The following is a 14990-nucleotide window of genomic DNA, read 5'->3' as shown; positions in this document are numbered from 1 at the left end:
CTCAGGGTTTGGACAAACGCCGTTCCAGTTCGGCGTAGTCCTCCTTGGCGGTCGCCAGGAGTTCCGGATCACCCGCTGCCTCCAAGCGTGCGATCCGCTCGCGCATGAAGGCGCGCGCTTCGGCCGGCTGCCCGAGTTCGAAGGCCAGCACCCCGCGTTGGAACAACATGTCCTGAACGGTCTCGATATCCTCCCCGACTTCCGCGATCCCCTGCACGCGGACGAGATAGGGCTCCGCCTCCGCCTTGCGCTCCATGGCATGGAGGTTCTGGGCGATGTTGGTGAGAACGGTCTTGAGCTTGGCGTCCTCCGCTCCGAACAGGCGCTCGCCCTCGGATAGGACATCCCGGTTCACCGCCAGCGCCTCCTCGTAGCGCCCGGCCTCGTGGAGTTCGTAGGCCTGCTTCTCGCGCATGCCGGCACGCTGGTCGTCCGTATAGTCCGGAAGTCCGTCGGCCAGCGCCGCGGCCAGGCCATAATGTTCGGCGGCCAGCGCATGTCCCCCCGAATGGCCGGGAAGCCACGCCTGGCCGGCGGCCAGCTCGGCATAAGTGTAGTGGTCGTTGAGGCGCCGCTTGGGCGAGCGCGTATCGCCCTCCCCCAAAATCATCAACTCGCGCAAGGGCTCCAGCCCGTCCTCGAACTCCATCAAGGACGAGCGCGAGGCGATCGCACCGATCATCGACAGGATTTCGCGCCGCTCGGGCAGAAGCTCCGGCCGGGTGCCGGCATAGGCGCGCAGCGCGTTCAATTCGGCCACGGCCGCGCTCGCGCTGAACCGGGCGTTGGCGTCGTCAAGCGTGGCGCGCATGCGCTCCACCCGCGTCCGGAAATCGGTCTCGCCGCTCGGCTGTCCCGCGTCCTCGATGGCGACCACCATCGGTTCCTCGGCCATGGTGATCTCTCCTCTCCCGGTTGCGATCCCGGCGAGGAAGGCCAGAGTAGCCGCTCCGTACCGCGTCCTCATGCTCCCTCCTCGAACCGACGACCCATGCGACCCGGAACATAGAACGATCCTCCCGCCGGAAAACGCCGGGCGGCACGGCAGGCGACAGGCAAGACACGATCGACAGGTTTTTTCGCGTCGCGCAGGAAATGCGCCGTCCCAGCCCCAATCCAGCCTTGACTGTTTTCTAACCCCTTCCCAACGACCAACGAGGGCCTCGATCGAATGGGCCCCGGACCATCGGAAGGCTGGAATCCGTCATGAAGAAGCTTGTTCTCGTCGCGCTTAGCGTCGGCCTCCTGTCGGGCTGCACCACCGACCCCTATACCGGCGAACAGAAGATCTCGAACACCGCCGGGGGTCTCGGCATCGGCGCGGGCGCCGGCGCGCTCGGCGGCTATCTCGTCGGCCGCGCCACCGGCAGCGACCCCGGCCGCGCCGCCTTGATCGGGGCCGGCATCGGCGCCATCGGCGGCGGCGGCATCGGCGCCTACATGGACCGCCAGGAGGCGGATCTTCGCGCCCAGCTCCAGGGCACCGGCGTGTCCGTCACCCGCCAGGGCGACCGGATCATCCTCAACATGCCCTCCAACATCACCTTCGACACCAATCAGGACCAAGTCCGCTCGGAATTCTACCCCGTGCTCCAGTCGGTCTCGATCGTGCTCAACAAGTACGACCAGTCGATCGTCGACGTCGCCGGCCATACCGACAATGTCGGTGGCGAAGGCTACAACTTCGCCCTGTCCCAGCGCCGCGCATCCTCCGTGTCGCAGTTCCTCGCCAGCCAGGGCGTCAACCCGCGCCGCCTCAACACGCAAGGCTACGGCATGAGCCGCCCCGTCGCCTCCAACCAGTCGGAAGCCGGCCGCGCCCAGAACCGCCGCGTCGAAATCTCCATCTCGCCGCTGCAGGCAGGCTGAGCGGGGCAACGGGTAGGGATTGCGGGGCTATCGCCCCGGCCCCCATCCGGGAATGAATTCCCGGACCCTTCTTTTCTTTTGACAACAAAAAGGGGGCCCGCGGCCCCCTTTTTGTTGTCATGCAAGATGAGGGGTCCAGGGGAAATCATTTCCCCTGGCGGGGTGCAGGGGTGGAACCCCTGCGATCATTCCCCCGCCGCGCGCTTGTCCATGCGCCAGCTGTAGGCCGCGACGGCGAGCGCTGCGAGCGCGAGGGCGGCGGAGGCGAGCGGCAGGGTGTCGTAGCCGAAGCCCGCGGAGATCAGGGCGGCGCCGAGCCATGCGCCGAAGGCGTTGCCGAGGTTGAAGGCGCTCTGGTTGATGGTGGAGGCGAGATTGCGCGCCCCTTGCGCGGTGGCGACGATGCGCATCTGGATCGGCGAGGTGAGGCCGAACACGACGGCGCCCCAGAGCAGCATCAGGGCGATCATGGGGATGGCGCTACCGGCGAAGAAGTGGATCGCGGTGAGGATGCAGGCCATGGCGGCGAAGAGGCCCATGATGGAGGGCATCAGCTTCCAGTCGGCCAGACGCGCGCCGGCGAGATTGCCGATGGTCATGCCGGTTCCGAGCACGAAGAGGAGATAGGGGATCGAGGTCGGGGCGAGGCCGGTCTCGGTTTCGAGCAGCGGCGCGATATAGGTGTAGAGCGCGAAGAGTGCGGAGGAGGCGAGAACGCTGAGCAGCATGGCGAGGAGCACGGGCGGCCGCCCGAGAGCCCGCATCTCGTCGCGGAAGCGAACGCCCGGGCGCGGATGGCTGGTCGGCACGAAAAGAGCGATGGAAATGGCGGTGACGGCGGCGAGCCCCGTGACCGCAAGAAAGGCCGAGCGCCAGCCGAAGGCCTGCCCCACCATGGTGCCGAGCGGCACGCCGAAGACGTTGGCGAGCGTCATGCCGACGAACATCATGGAGATGGCCTGCGCTTCCTTGCCGGGCGCGGCGATCTCGGCGGCCAGCACCGCGCCGATGCCGAAGAAGGCGCCGTGGGCGAGCGCGGTGAAGAGGCGCGCGGCCATCAGGAGTTCGTAGGTGGGGCTGAGCGCGCAGGCGAGATTGCCGATCACGAAGATCGTGGCCAGCATGAACAGGGTGCGTCGGCGCTCCCAGCGGGAGGTAAGGACGGCGAGCAGCGGCGCGCCGAACACGACGCCGAGCGCATAGCCGGTCACCAGCAGGCCGGCCTGGGGAATGGAGACGCCGAGATCGCGCGCGATGGTGGGCAGGAGCCCCATGATGCCGAACTCGCCCGCACCGATCACGAAGGAGCCGAGCGACAGCGAGGCCAGCGCCAGACCGACCCGAGGCGCGCGCGGCTGCGATCCGATGCTGGCGTTCAGGGAATCGGCGGCGACGGAGGGAGCTGACATGAACGTAAGGTATCCAGAGCGAATCGCCCCGAGCATCAGCACGAAACTGTGACGACCACCATGGGCGGGAATGCATGACAGGCATGCGCTTTCGCTCGCGGATGCAGGACGCCCCCGCCGGTCGCCGCTCCAGTCGAACCGTCTGCCGGCCTTTTCACACGGTGTGATTGCAAAAATCGATCAACGACATGAAAGCTTCGCAAGAGGACAAGCAAAATTTGTCGCTCACCTCGATCAATCATAAACATGTGGACCCATATACTTGTCTGGGCTATTCGTTCGCGAAACTTCGAGAGGATGAAATGGACACCAGCAAGGACGTTTCGCGTCGCCATCTGACCGCTCAGATCGTGAAGGCCTATGTCAGCAAGAATCACGTGACGCGAGACGATCTCGCGCCCCTGATCGGCATCGTCTACGACAGCCTCGACTTCGGTGCGTCCAAGGAAAGCGAACCGAGCCCTGCCGCTCCTCTGGTTCCCGCCGTTTCGGTCAAGAAATCCGTGACGCCGGACTACTTGATCTGCTTGGAGGACGGAAAGCAGTTCAAGTCGCTGAAGCGCCACCTGAAGACGCATTACGACCTGTCGCCCGAAGCCTATCGCCAGAAGTGGGGCCTGCCGGCCGACTATCCGATGGTGGCGGCGAACTATGCGGCCAAGCGTTCGGAGCTGGCAAAAAGCATCGGCCTCGGCCGCAAGGCTCTGCCGGAGCCCGAGCTCGAGGAACTGGTGGAACTCGAGATCGAGGCCGCGAGCGAGCCGGTGGGCACGCAGCCGCCCGAGCCCGCACCGGCGGAAGAGCCGAAGGCACCCAAGCGCGGCCGGGCCGCCAAGAGCCAGGATGCCGAGAGCGAGGCCGTGGCGAGCGAGCCGATCGAGGCGGAGGACGCCAAGGCTCCCGCGAAGCCGAAGGGGCGAACCGCCAAGGCCAAGAGCCCGGCGAAGGCCGAGGCGGACGACGCGTCCGAGCCCGAGGCGAGCGACGAGGCGAAGACGCCCAAGCGCCGCCGCGCGGCCAAGAAGGATGCAGCCGCCGCCTGACGCCGCGACGCGCAACCATGGAACAAGCCAACGGGAGGTCCGCCAAGGGCCTCCCGTTTTCGCGTCGGCCTTCCCCGTCGCTGGCGTCCGGAGGAGTTCCACGCACGGGCGGAGTTGCGATTCGTTCGAGGACGATGGGGGGCGCCTCTTCCTCGGCGCCAAGTGGTCCGCCGGGAATCGGATCCCCTGCCCGGCTTCGCCCTAGGCCGCCGGAGTGCCGGTTCCTCGGGCAGGATCCCGAAAACCGCTCCTAGCGCGCCCGCGTCTTCAGCCAGCGGTCGAAGGCGACGGCGAGGATCAGGATCGCGCCGATCACCACCTGCTGCGTGTAGGACGAGACGTTGTTGAGGACGAGCCCGTTGACGAGAACCCCGATCAGCGCGGCTCCGACCACCGTCCCCCCGACCGTGCCGACCCCGCCGAAGAGGCTGGTGCCGCCGATCACCACGGCCGAGATCACGGTCAGCTCGTAGCCGATGCCGGCGACCGCCTCGGCCGAGTTCAGCCGCGCCGACAGGACGAAGGCGGCGAGGCCGCAGAAGAAGCCGACGATCACATAGACGGAGACGAGGATCGCATCGACGCGAAGGCCGGACAGGCGCGCCGCCTCCGGGTTGCCGCCCACCGCATAGACCGAGCGCCCGTAGCGCGTGTAGCGCAGGACGACGTGGCACAGGAGGGCGGCGACGGCGAAGACGATCACCGGCACCGGCACGGGGCCGACGAGGCCGGTCCCGAACCAGCGCATGGAAGCGTCGAAGCCCGAGATCGGCCCGCCGTTGGACAAGGTCAGCGTCAGCCCGCGAAAGATGGTGAGCCCGCCCAGCGTCACCACGAAGGGCGGAACCTTGAGGCGGGTGATGAGAAGCCCCTGCACCCCGCCGCACACCGTGCCGACGAGAAGCGCGGCCAGAAGTGCGGCGAACCAGCCATAGCCGCCGCCCCCCGCCGCCCCGAGCGACAGGGTGTTGGCCGCCCCGCCCTTGGCGACCACCGCCGCCACCATGCCGCTCAAGGCCACCAGCGAGCCGACCGACAGGTCGATGCCCGCCGTCAGGATCACGAAGGTCATGCCGAGCGCGATCAGCCCGGTGATCGAGATCTGGCGCAGGACGTTGAAGAGGTTGGTCGGATTGAGGAAGTTCGGGTTGACGAGGGCGAAGACCACCATCAGCACCAGAAGAAACAGAAGCGGCCCGAAGGTCTTCAGGATGCGGAAGACGTTGACCGGGCGGCGCGCCGCCTCTTCGCTCGCTGCCGTCATGAACGCGCCTCCTCGCCCGGGCCCAGCGCCATCAGCGCCATGAGGTCTTCTTCTCGCGCGCCCGCGCCCGGCACCTCGCCGGTGATGCGGCCCTCGCGCATGGTGACGATCCGGTCGCTGACCGCCAGGATTTCCGGCAGCTCCGAGGAGATCACGACGACGGCGATCCCGCGCGCCGCGAGCGCCACCAGGATCTGGTGCACTTCCGCCTTGGCGCCGACATCGACGCCGCGCGTCGGCTCGTCGACGAGCAGCACCTTGGGGTCCAGCGTCAGCCAACGGGCGAGGATCACCTTCTGCTGGTTGCCGCCCGAAAGGCTGGCGATCGGCTGCTCGGGGCCCGCCATGCGGATGTTCAGGAGCCGGCGATAGCGGGACAGGTCGTCGCGCTCGCGCCGCTCGGCCATGAAGCCGAGCGCTTGTGCATAGGCACGAAGCGAGGCGACGGAAAAGTTCGGCAGGATGCCGAGCGCGGGAAAGATCGCCTGATGCTTGCGGTCTTCGGGAACGAGCCCGAGCCCCTGCGCTATCGCCTCCGCCGGCGAAGCGGGCGCCAGCGGCTCGCCGTCGAGGCGCATCTCGCCCGCCTCGATCGGGTCGGCGCCGAAGATGGCGCGCGCGAGCTCCGTGCGCCCCGACCCGACAAGCCCGGCGATGCCGAGGATTTCGCCCGCCCGCACGTCGAGGTCGACGCCGCGCAGGACGATCGCGTGCGGAGCGTCCGGGTTGCGCCGGGTCGCCAGACCGCGAATGGACAGGCGCACCGGGCCGGGCGCCGGGCGCTCGGCGGGCCGCGCGTAGAGTTCGGACGCCGCCCGCCCCACCATGCGCTCGATCACGGCCGGCACGGGGATGGGCTCGGAGCCGCGTGTCAGTTCGCCCGCGAGGCGCCCGTCGCGCAAGACCGTCATCCGGTCGCACACGGCCGACGCTTCTTCCAGGCGGTGGGTCACGAACATGATCGAAACGCCCTCGCCCCGCAGCCGGCGCATGATGGCAAGAAGCCGGACGACCTCGGCTTCGGACAGGGCCGAGGTCGGCTCGTCCATGACGATGACGCGCGAATGGAGCGAGAGGGCGCGCGCGATCTCCACCATCTGCTGCTCGGCGACCGACAGCGCCGAGACGGGCGTGCGCACGTCGAGCCGGAGCCCGACGCGCGCGATCGCGCGGGCACCCGCTTCGCGCATCGCGCCCCAGCTGACGAGACCGAGCCGGCCGATCGGCGCCCGGCCGACGAAGATGTTCTCGGCCACCGACAAGGTCGGGATCAGCGAGAGTTCCTGGTGGATCGTCACGATGCCGCGCGCCATCGCTTCGACCGGGTCGGCGAGCCGCACGGTCTCGCCGTCGATGCGGATCTCGCCGCGCGAGGGCGGCTGGACGCCGGACAGGATCTTCAGAAGCGTCGACTTGCCCGCCCCGTTCTCGCCCATCAGGCCGAGAATCTCGCCGGGATAAAGGCGCAGCGACACGTCGTCGAGCGCCCGGACGCCGGCAAAATCCTTGCCGATGCCCTGCATTTCGAGAAGCGGCCGGTTGCGCGGCGCGTCGGATGGCGACGATGGGCTCAGCATGTCCGGCGTTCCGCGCGGGCCTTGGCAAGGCGACCCGCGCGGAACGGCTCCCGTCAGCCGGCTTCGCCGAGGCGCTCGGCCTTGTCGAGATTGTCCTTGCCGATGACGATCGGGGTGAGAAGGACCTGTGTCTCGGCCGGCTTCACCTTGGTCTTGGCGAAGTCCACCGCGATGCGCAGCGCCCGGCGCGCCTGCTCGCCGGGGAACTGCTCCACCGTGCCGGCGAGCTTGCCGTCGCGAACGGCCGCGAGCGCTTCCGGCAGCGCGTCGAACCCGTAGATCAGGACGTCCGTGTGGCCCGCGGCGGTGCAGGCTTCGAGCGCGCCGAGCGCCATGTCGTCGTTGGCGCAGACGATGACGTCCGGCTTGCCGTGGGCGGTGAGGCCGGCTTCCGTCACCGACAGGGCTTCGGCGCGCGCGAAGTTGGCGGTCTGCTCGAAGACGATCTTGTACTTGTCCTGCCCGTCGAGAACGGCGTGGACGCCCTTGTTCCGGTCGATCGCGGGGCCCGCGCCCGGCTGGCCCTGGAGGTGGAAGATGGTGGCACCGTCCGGCTTGGCCGCCATGATCGCCTGCGCCTGCGCTTCGCCGCCCTTGGAATTGTCGGCGCCGACATGGGCGAGGATGCCCTCCACCCCGTCCACCCGGCGATCGATGGTCACCACCGGAATGCCGGCCTGCACCGCCTGCTCCACGGCGGGCGCCAGCGAGTTCACGTCGAGCGGCGAGATGACGATGGCATCGACGCTCTGCACCACGGCCGCCTCGACGTCGCCCGTCTGCTTGGGCGCCGAGTTCTGGCCGTCGCTTTCGATCAGGTCGATCCCGCCGATCGCGGCGGCCTCCGCCTTGATCTGGTTCAGCATGTGAACGAAGAAGGGGAAGGTGAGGCTCGGCACGGAGCCGAGGACCTTGAGGTTGGCCCCTTGAGCCGAACCGATGGACGGCGCCAGCGCGAACGCGCCCAAGGCCGCCGACGACAACAGGAACGAACGCCTGTTCATGATGGATCCTCCCGAGATCTCGCCTGACGATCCGCGCCCCGATCTTCGCCGGGGTCGAACGGACCGAGGGTCAAGCTATCATGGGCCGGAACGGGCGCAAGCGGGGGTTGGAGCCACCGGGCGTGATATTTGCGCTTTCAATCCGACGGGCGGGTGAGAAGAAACGCCGCCACCGCGACCATGACGGCGCCCACCCCCGCCAGTGCGATCGCCGGCGCGCCGCTCCAGCCGAGGATCGCAAGGCTCGCGGCCATGGAGCCGAGGGCGAAGATCTTGGCCCGCAGGGGAACGACGTCCCGCTCTCGCCAGGCGCGCAAGGGCGGGCCGAACCGGGGGTGGTTGTCGATGCGCGCGGCAAGTTCCGGCGAGCTTCGCGCCGCCGCCCAGGCGGCCAGAAGAAGAAACAGCGTGGTGGGAAGACCGGGCAGCGCGACGCCCAGAATCGCGAGCCCGAGCGCCGCCATGGCCAAGGCGCGAAACATCCAGCGTTTCAAGGCGCCCGCAGCCGGCAAGCGGCGTTCGTCGCGCGGTTCGACGTCCAAAGCGGGGTCCATGGCATGATGAAGGGCGAATTGCGACCTCGGGTTCCAGGCCGTGAACCGTCGCTCGGTTCTTCGGGGCGGCTTTGGGAGCCGTGGCCCGGCGATACGGCGAGGGTCACACCGCCGCGCCCGGCGACGTCAGGCGAAACGGGGCGTCAGGGCGTTCCCACCTCGCCGTACAGCTTGGCGCCGCCTTCCACCGTCTGCTCGCCCTGCAACCCACCCAGGATCTGGATCAGCTTCTCGATGTGGTAGCGCGCTTCGGGATTGGCGATCCGCTTCAGGACCGGGTCCAGCGCAGCGTGGTCGGCGCCGCCGCCGCGGGACGGCCCCCATGCCGACGCCAAGTCCAGCCCGTCGTAGAAGAAGGCCGGCTCCACGCCGAAGAGAGCCGACAGCTGGTAGAGCCGGCTCGCGCTCAACCGGTTGTCGCCGCTCTCGTATTTGCGGATCTGCTGATAGGTCAGACCCAACTTCCGACCGACATGCCCCAGCGTCATGCTGCGCTTGTCGCGAATGAAGCGAAGACGCGATCCGATATGGATGTCGATGGGATCTTTAGCTATCAAAATAACAATCTCTACTATGAATTCGTCGATAATAAGCCTGCCCGTCGACGAGTCGTTCGAAAGCAACCCACCCACCGGACGTTGCGTCATTACGATACGATTTCGGGCGATACGATGACAAGCGATGGGTTGATCCTGCGTGCGCAAAATCAACGGCTCCCGCCTGCGGCTCGAAAGTCGCCGCCAACACAGGAGTCGGGCCCATGTTCGCTCGGTCCGGTCGTGCATTTGTGGCCGCATTGCGGCCCGGACGGGATCGGATCGGCGATTCTTGCGTTGCAATGCCGCCAGGATCACAACCGGAGGGATACGATGCCGCGCGCGCCTGACAACAACAGCCGCACCCGCCCGCTGGGACGCGGCGAGATCGTGTTGGGGCTCGCCTCCCTCGCCTCGCTCGGCGTTCTGGGCGCGCTCGTTCAGAGCGACCGGCGGGACGAACGGGGCACCGGCGCCCGGCGCCGGGCCACCCCGGCCGCTCCGTCGGAGGAAGCCAGCTTCGGCCAACCCAAGAACAGCCACGCCGACCCGTCCGAAAGCCTGGAGCGTGGGCGCGGGCGGCATGCGGAGCGCCCGGGCGAGATCCCGGCGCGCGGCTGGAAGGACGTTCTCTGGCGTACGGTCGAGGAATTCTCCCACGACCGGCTGATGCTGGTTTCGGCGGGCGTCACCTTCTACGTCCTCCTCGCCCTGTTTCCCGCCATCACCGCCATGGTATCGATCTACGGCCTGTTCACGGACGCCTCGAACTTCGGCGACCAGATGCAGGTTCTTTCCGGCTTCCTGCCCGGCGGGGCGATGGACATCATCGGCGAACAGATGGCCCGCGTCGCATCGAAAAGCGACGGCAAGCTCGGCCTCGGCTTGGTGTTCGGTCTCGGCATCGCGCTGTGGAGCGCGAACGCAGGGATGAAGACCCTCTTCGACGCGCTCAACATCGTCTACGAGGAGGAAGAAAAGCGCAGCTTCATCAAGCTGACGCTCGTGTCCCTCCTGTTCACCCTGTCGACGCTGGTGTTCCTGATCCTGGCGCTCGCCTGCGTGGTGCTCCTGCCGATCGTCTTCGAGTTCGTGGGCCTCGGCGCGATCGAGCCCTGGCTCCTGTTCCTGCGCTGGCCGATCCTTCTCGTCGTCGTCGCGGCCGGGCTGTCGGTGGTCTACCGGATGGGCCCGAGCCGAACCACGGCGCGCTGGCGCTGGGTGTCCTGGGGCGCGGTCGTGGCCGCCGTCCTGTGGGTGATCTTCTCCATCGGTTTCTCGTTCTACGCGCAGAACTTCGGCAACTACGACGAGACCTACGGCTCGCTCGGCGCGGCGATCGGCTTCATGACCTGGATCTGGGTGTCCACCATGGTGGTGCTGCTCGGCGCCGAGCTGAATGCCGAGTTGGAGCACCAGACCGCACGTGACACCACCACGAGCCCGGCCAAGCCCATGGGCGCGCGCGGCGCGCGCATGGCCGACACGATCGGCGAAGCCAAGGGCTGAAACAAGGGACGGCGCGCGCGGACCGATCGCGCGCGCTTTTCACCGCTGCGCCGGAGCGGAAGGGGCGCGCCTCGGTCCGCCGGACCAGCCGGATGGGGGTGCCCCGCGCCGAAGCCGGTGGAGCGAAGTGCGAAGGACGGCGCATCGGGGCACATGCTCGCAAACCGTTCGCGCCATCGCCACCGTAGGATCGGCGACGCGTGTTCACGACATGCTACGCGCCACGCCGGGTAGAGGAGCAGTAAGGGCGTGGAACCCAAGAGGCCCCCTCGAAGCGGTGGGGCGGATGGTGTCGGTGAGAACCGGGTCGCCCCTTCTATCGGCTCGCGGGTGCCTTCCGGACCGTGGTCGCCGCTTCGCCCTTGCTCCACCGAATGGCCCGCGCTACGGAAAATCGGAGGAAACGCCTCCAGATTTCGCACCATGCCCCTTCATCGCCGTTCCTTCCTGTCCCTCGCGCTCGCCGCTGCCACGACGACAGGTCCCGTGCGCGCGCAAGGTGCGTTTCCCCGCCGCATCGCTTGTCTCGACTACGCGCTTGCAGAAACCCTGCTGCTCCTTGGGCTGACGCCGCTTGCCGTGATGGCGGCGGCCGACTGGGACACCTGGGTCGTCGAGCCGAAGCTGCCGCCTTCCGTCGCCGATCTCGGCGCCTCGCAGGAGCCCAACCTTGAGCGCCTCGCCGCGCTCCGACCCGATCTCGTCCTGTCCACCGACTATGTCGCCATGGCCGAGCCCGCGGTCGCCCGCATCGCTCCCGTGGAGCGGCTGACGATCTACGGCGCGGGCCCCGAGCCGCTGCTGCGCTCGCGCGAGATCACCACGATTCTCGGCCGCCGCCTCGGTCTCGCTCGAGAAGCCGAGGCGGCGCTTGCCGGCTTCGACGCGCGGCTTGCCGCCCTCCGGGCGAAGCTGCCCCCGCGCACCCCGCCTCTGCTTCTCGTCAGCTTCATGGACACGCGCCATGTGCGCGTCTACGGCCGCGCCAGCCTCTACGGCAACACCCTGGACCAGCTCGGCCTCACCAACGCCTTCGCCGGCGAAGTGAACCCCTGGGGCTTTGCGACGCTGGGCATCGAGCGGCTGGCGGAGATGGGGGAGGCGCGCCTCGTCAGCTTCGCACCCGAGCCGCCCGATCTTAACCGCGTCCTGCCGCAAAGCCCGCTCTGGACCGCGCTTCCCTTCGTGCGCGAGGGGCGCATTTCGCGCCTGCCGGCGGTTCTGATGTTCGGCGCCCTGCCCTCGGCCGCGCGCTTCGCCGAGCTTCTGACGCGCGAACTCGCGGAGCGGGCGGCTTGAGTCTGACCGTTCGCCGTCCCGCTTCGCCATGGATGAGCGTTTCGGCGCTCGGCCTGATCGCGCTGGCGCTCGCGGCCTATGTCGTGGCCGCACCCGTTGCCGCGCTCTGGTCCGGGACCGCCGCCGCCCTGCCGGGCGGCTACGATGCCGCGCGGCTGACGCTTCTGCACTCCACCCTGCCGCGCCTCGCCATGGCTCTCTTGTGCGGCGGGGCGCTCGCCGCTTCGGGCGCCTTCCTGCAGCAGGCGCTGCGCAACCCGCTGGCCTCACCGACGACCCTTGGCATCGACGCAGGCGGGCGCCTGGCGCTGGCGCTCGCCACCCTTTGGGCACCCGGCCTCTTCGGCTGGGGGCGAGATCTCGTGACGCTGGCGGGAAGCATCGCGTCGACGCTTCTCGTCTTCGCACTGGTGCGCCGGCGCCATTTCGCCGCCGTGTCGCTGATCCTCGCGGGCCTCGTCGTCGGCCTCTATGCCGGCGCCCTTTCGGGCATCCTGACGCTTCTGAACGAGCGCTATCTCGCCAGCCTCTTCATCTGGGGCGCGGGCTCGCTCAGCCAGCAGAGCTGGCAGCCGTTCGAGGATCTCGCCTTTCGTCTGGCGCTTCTCGTGCCCCCGGCGCTTCTTCTCCTGCGCCCCTTGTCGCTGCTCGACCTCGACGACGCCGGCGCGCGGGCGCGCGGTCTCGATCCCGGCGCCATCCGCCTTCTTGCCGTCCTCCTCGCCGTCCTCCTGTCCGCCTTCACGGTGAGCGCCGTCGGCGTCATCGGCTTCGTCGGGCTGGTGGCGCCGGTCCTGGCCCGGCTCGCGGGCACGCGATCCTTCGCCGCCCGGCTCGGGCTCTCGATCCTGATCGGCGCCTTCCTCCTGCTTCTCACCGATGCCGCGCTCCAGGCCGTGTCCACCCTGGAGGACGCGTTCCTGCCGACCGGGGCGGTGACCGCGATCTTCGGCTCGCCGCTGCTTCTGTGGCTTCTGCCGCGTCTGGCGCCGGGCGATCGCGCTCCGATGCCCGCCGAACCCGGCGTTCGGCGCCGGGCACCCGGGCCGGCAAGACGCCGCGCCCTTCTGGCCTTCATCGCCCTCGCCCTTCTCCTCTTCATAGCGCTTCTGGTCGGGCCCGACCCCGCGAGCGGGCGCTGGGGCATCCTGTCGCCGACACTCCTTCCCGAAATCCTGCCCTGGCGCTGGCCGCGCCTTCTCGGCTCGGCCGCCGCCGGCGCCATGCTAGGCGCGGCGGGGCTGATCCTCCAGCGCCTCACCGGCAACGAGATGGCGAGCCCCGAGGTCTTAGGCGTCAGCGCGGGAGCCGCCTTCGCGGCCGCGCTCGCCCTGTTTCTTCTTTCCGCCCCGGGGGCCGCCGCCATCGGCGCGGCGACCGTGGCGGGAAGCCTCGCAACGGTCGCGGCCGTTCTCGCCGTCGGGCGACGCTCCGGTTTCCAGCCGGAGCGCGTGCTTCTGGCCGGCATCGCCCTCAACGCGCTTCTGGATGCCGTGGTGGGCCTCCTGTCGGCCACCGGCGATCCGCGCGCCCTTATGGTGTTCGGCTGGATGGCGGGCTCGACCAACGGGCTGACGGAGCGAAGCGCCGTTCTGGCAGCCCTCGCCGCCGCCGTGCTTCTCGCCCTCGCCTGCCTCGCCGTGCGCGCGCTGGCGCTTCTGCCGCTCGGCGGGCCGGTGTCGCGCGCGCTCGGCCTTCCCTTGGGCGCCTCGCGCCTCGCGCTCTTCGCGCTGGCCGCCGTTCTGACCGCCTGCGCCACGCCGATCGCCGGGCCGCTGACCTTCGCGGGGCTGATGGCGCCCCACATCGTGCGCATGGCGGGGGTCCACCGGCCGCTTCCCGCCCTTCTCCTGTCGGCACTGGCCGGAAGCGCGCTTCTGGTTCTGGCGGACTGGATCGGGCGCACGATCGCCTTCCCCTGGGTTCTGCCGACCGGCCTCGTCGCCGCGCTGGTCGGCGCGCCCTGCCTGATGCTCCTTCTCGCCCGCCAAGGATCGCCCCGCCGATGACCCATCCTGAGCCCTTGCCCCGCCCCGAGACCACTGCCGCCGAGCCGGCCGGCTTCCGGCTGGAGGGGCTCGGCTTCTCCATTCCGGGTCGGGTGCTTCTGGAGCCGTTGAGCCTCGACATCGCGCCGGGGCGCGTCGTCGCGCTCGTCGGGCACAACGGTTCGGGCAAATCGACGCTCCTGAAGCTTCTCGCCCGGCAGGAGCAGCCCTCCGCCGGGGCCGTGCGCTTCGGCGACCGGGACCTGAAGAGCTGGGGCGAGCGCGAGTTCGCCCGCCACGTCGCCTATCTGCCGCAGACGACCCCGCCCGCGCCCGGCCTTCTGGTGCGCGAGCTCGTCGCCCTCGGGCGCTACCCCTGGCACGGGCCGTTCGGCCGGTTCTCTCCCGAGGACCGCGCCCATGTCGAAGGCGCGCTGCGCTCGACGCACACGCAGCCCTTCGCCGAGCGCCCGGTGGACGCGCTTTCGGGAGGCGAGCGCCAGCGCGCCTGGCTCGCCATGCTGGTGGCGCAGAACCCCGGCTGCATGCTCCTCGACGAGCCGATCTCGGCGCTCGATGTCGCCCACCAGATCGAGGTTCTCGGCCTCGTGCGGGCCTTGAGCCACGAGCGGGGGCTCGGCGTCGTCGTAGTGCTCCACGACATCAACATGGCCGCCCGCTTCTGCGACGAGATCATGGCGCTGAAGAACGGGCGTCTCGTCGCGCGCGGAACGCCTGAGGAGGTCGTCACCGCTCCGTCGCTCAAGGCGATCTACGGTCTCGACATGGCCGTGATGCGCCATCCCGGCCGGCCGGAGCCCGTCGCCGTTCCGGCCTGAGCGGCAGCTACCCGGACGCGGCGCAACCCCTGGTTCGAGATTTCGGAACGGACCATTACGAAAATAATAGGATTCCGGCGATTTATTTCGCGCACGATT

The 14990-nt window shown here is 69.0% G+C and carries 13 protein-coding genes; 6 read left to right on the top strand and 7 right to left on the bottom strand.

Features of this window, described 5'->3' with window-relative positions; genetic code table 11:
• Window position 1: 1 nt before the first annotated feature.
• Window positions 2-895 carry a tetratricopeptide repeat protein gene (locus H7A85_RS01240; RefSeq protein WP_182084065.1) on the bottom strand — a complete coding sequence of 298 codons (894 nt, stop codon included), beginning with the start codon at window positions 893-895 and terminating at the stop codon, window positions 2-4.
• A 311-nt stretch (window positions 896-1206) separates the two neighbouring features.
• Between H7A85_RS01240 and H7A85_RS01235 the strand changes: the two genes are divergently transcribed.
• Window positions 1207-1869 carry an OmpA family protein gene (locus H7A85_RS01235; protein ID WP_182084064.1) on the top strand — a complete coding sequence of 221 codons (663 nt, stop codon included), beginning with the start codon at window positions 1207-1209 and terminating at the stop codon, window positions 1867-1869.
• A 185-nt stretch (window positions 1870-2054) separates the two neighbouring features.
• Here the strand turns inward: H7A85_RS01235 and H7A85_RS01230 are convergent, their stop codons facing one another.
• Window positions 2055-3278 carry an MFS transporter gene (locus tag H7A85_RS01230; protein ID WP_182084063.1) on the bottom strand — a complete coding sequence of 408 codons (1224 nt, stop codon included), beginning with the start codon at window positions 3276-3278 and terminating at the stop codon, window positions 2055-2057.
• Between the two features lie 302 nt (window positions 3279-3580).
• Here H7A85_RS01230 and H7A85_RS21045 point away from each other — a divergent pair, with 302 nt between their 5' ends.
• The gene (locus tag H7A85_RS21045) at window positions 3581-4321 is read left to right on the top strand and encodes a MucR family transcriptional regulator (protein WP_182084062.1); all 741 of its coding nucleotides are present in this window, start codon (window positions 3581-3583) and stop codon (window positions 4319-4321) included.
• Window positions 4322-4571: 250 nt separating this feature from the next.
• Here the strand turns inward: H7A85_RS21045 and H7A85_RS01220 are convergent, their stop codons facing one another.
• The 5 genes from H7A85_RS01220 to H7A85_RS01200 form a co-directional block, all read right to left on the bottom strand.
• Window positions 4572-5585: an ABC transporter permease gene (locus H7A85_RS01220; protein ID WP_182084061.1), complete on the bottom strand. Its 1014-nt coding sequence runs from the start codon at window positions 5583-5585 to the stop codon at window positions 4572-4574.
• A complete protein-coding gene (locus H7A85_RS01215; protein ID WP_182084060.1) occupies window positions 5582-7162 on the bottom strand; it encodes a sugar ABC transporter ATP-binding protein in 1581 nt (526 codons plus the stop codon). The genes H7A85_RS01220 and H7A85_RS01215 overlap by 4 nt, the downstream gene beginning before the upstream one ends.
• Window positions 7163-7215: 53 nt before the next feature.
• Window positions 7216-8166 (bottom strand): substrate-binding domain-containing protein, encoded by a 951-nt coding sequence (locus H7A85_RS01210; protein ID WP_182084059.1) that lies wholly within the window; start codon window positions 8164-8166, stop codon window positions 7216-7218.
• A gap of 137 nt (window positions 8167-8303) precedes the next feature.
• Complete coding sequence (locus H7A85_RS01205) at window positions 8304-8648, bottom strand: YbaN family protein (RefSeq protein WP_182084058.1); 345 nt, start codon at window positions 8646-8648, stop codon at window positions 8304-8306.
• Between the two features lie 215 nt (window positions 8649-8863).
• Window positions 8864-9367, bottom strand: coding sequence for a helix-turn-helix transcriptional regulator (locus H7A85_RS01200; RefSeq protein ID WP_182084057.1), 504 nt, complete (start codon window positions 9365-9367; stop codon window positions 8864-8866).
• Window positions 9368-9589: 222 nt separating this feature from the next.
• Here H7A85_RS01200 and H7A85_RS01195 point away from each other — a divergent pair, with 222 nt between their 5' ends.
• From H7A85_RS01195 to H7A85_RS01180, 4 genes are all read left to right on the top strand, one after another.
• On the top strand, window positions 9590-10765 hold the full coding sequence (locus H7A85_RS01195) for a YihY/virulence factor BrkB family protein (RefSeq protein WP_182084056.1): 1176 nt from the start codon (window positions 9590-9592) through the stop codon (window positions 10763-10765).
• Window positions 10766-11188: 423 nt separating this feature from the next.
• Complete coding sequence (locus H7A85_RS01190; protein WP_182084055.1) at window positions 11189-12064, top strand: ABC transporter substrate-binding protein; 876 nt, start codon at window positions 11189-11191, stop codon at window positions 12062-12064.
• Window positions 12061-14073 (top strand): Fe(3+)-hydroxamate ABC transporter permease FhuB, encoded by a 2013-nt coding sequence (fhuB, locus tag H7A85_RS01185; protein WP_280514896.1) that lies wholly within the window; start codon window positions 12061-12063, stop codon window positions 14071-14073. Before H7A85_RS01190 ends, fhuB begins: the two co-directional genes overlap by 4 nt.
• Window positions 14070-14891: an ABC transporter ATP-binding protein gene (locus H7A85_RS01180; protein ID WP_182084054.1), complete on the top strand. Its 822-nt coding sequence runs from the start codon at window positions 14070-14072 to the stop codon at window positions 14889-14891. The genes fhuB and H7A85_RS01180 overlap by 4 nt, the downstream gene beginning before the upstream one ends.
• Window positions 14892-14990: the final 99 nt, after the last annotated feature.

The organism is Aureimonas sp. ME7 (assembly GCF_903970965.1).
Taxonomy (GTDB): domain Bacteria; phylum Pseudomonadota; class Alphaproteobacteria; order Rhizobiales; family Rhizobiaceae; genus Aureimonas.
This window is presented reverse-complemented; position numbering and strand designations above follow the sequence as displayed.

Bases quoted from the DNA above. Each gene is read 5' to 3' on its own strand.
- H7A85_RS01240 (WP_182084065.1), bottom strand. From the start codon at position 895: ATGGCCGAGGAACCGATGGTGGTCGCCATCGAGGACGCGGGACAGCCG.
- H7A85_RS01235 (WP_182084064.1), top strand. From the start codon at position 1,207: ATGAAGAAGCTTGTTCTCGTCGCGCTTAGCGTCGGCCTCCTGTCGGGC.
- H7A85_RS01230 (WP_182084063.1), bottom strand. From the start codon at position 3,278: ATGTCAGCTCCCTCCGTCGCCGCCGATTCCCTGAACGCCAGCATCGGA.
- H7A85_RS21045 (WP_182084062.1), top strand. From the start codon at position 3,581: ATGGACACCAGCAAGGACGTTTCGCGTCGCCATCTGACCGCTCAGATC.
- H7A85_RS01220 (WP_182084061.1), bottom strand. From the start codon at position 5,585: ATGACGGCAGCGAGCGAAGAGGCGGCGCGCCGCCCGGTCAACGTCTTC.
- H7A85_RS01215 (WP_182084060.1), bottom strand. From the start codon at position 7,162: ATGCTGAGCCCATCGTCGCCATCCGACGCGCCGCGCAACCGGCCGCTT.
- H7A85_RS01210 (WP_182084059.1), bottom strand. From the start codon at position 8,166: ATGAACAGGCGTTCGTTCCTGTTGTCGTCGGCGGCCTTGGGCGCGTTC.
- H7A85_RS01205 (WP_182084058.1), bottom strand. From the start codon at position 8,648: ATGTTTCGCGCCTTGGCCATGGCGGCGCTCGGGCTCGCGATTCTGGGC.
- H7A85_RS01200 (WP_182084057.1), bottom strand. From the start codon at position 9,367: ATGACGCAACGTCCGGTGGGTGGGTTGCTTTCGAACGACTCGTCGACG.
- H7A85_RS01195 (WP_182084056.1), top strand. From the start codon at position 9,590: ATGCCGCGCGCGCCTGACAACAACAGCCGCACCCGCCCGCTGGGACGC.
- H7A85_RS01190 (WP_182084055.1), top strand. From the start codon at position 11,189: ATGCCCCTTCATCGCCGTTCCTTCCTGTCCCTCGCGCTCGCCGCTGCC.
- H7A85_RS01180 (WP_182084054.1), top strand. From the start codon at position 14,070: ATGACCCATCCTGAGCCCTTGCCCCGCCCCGAGACCACTGCCGCCGAG.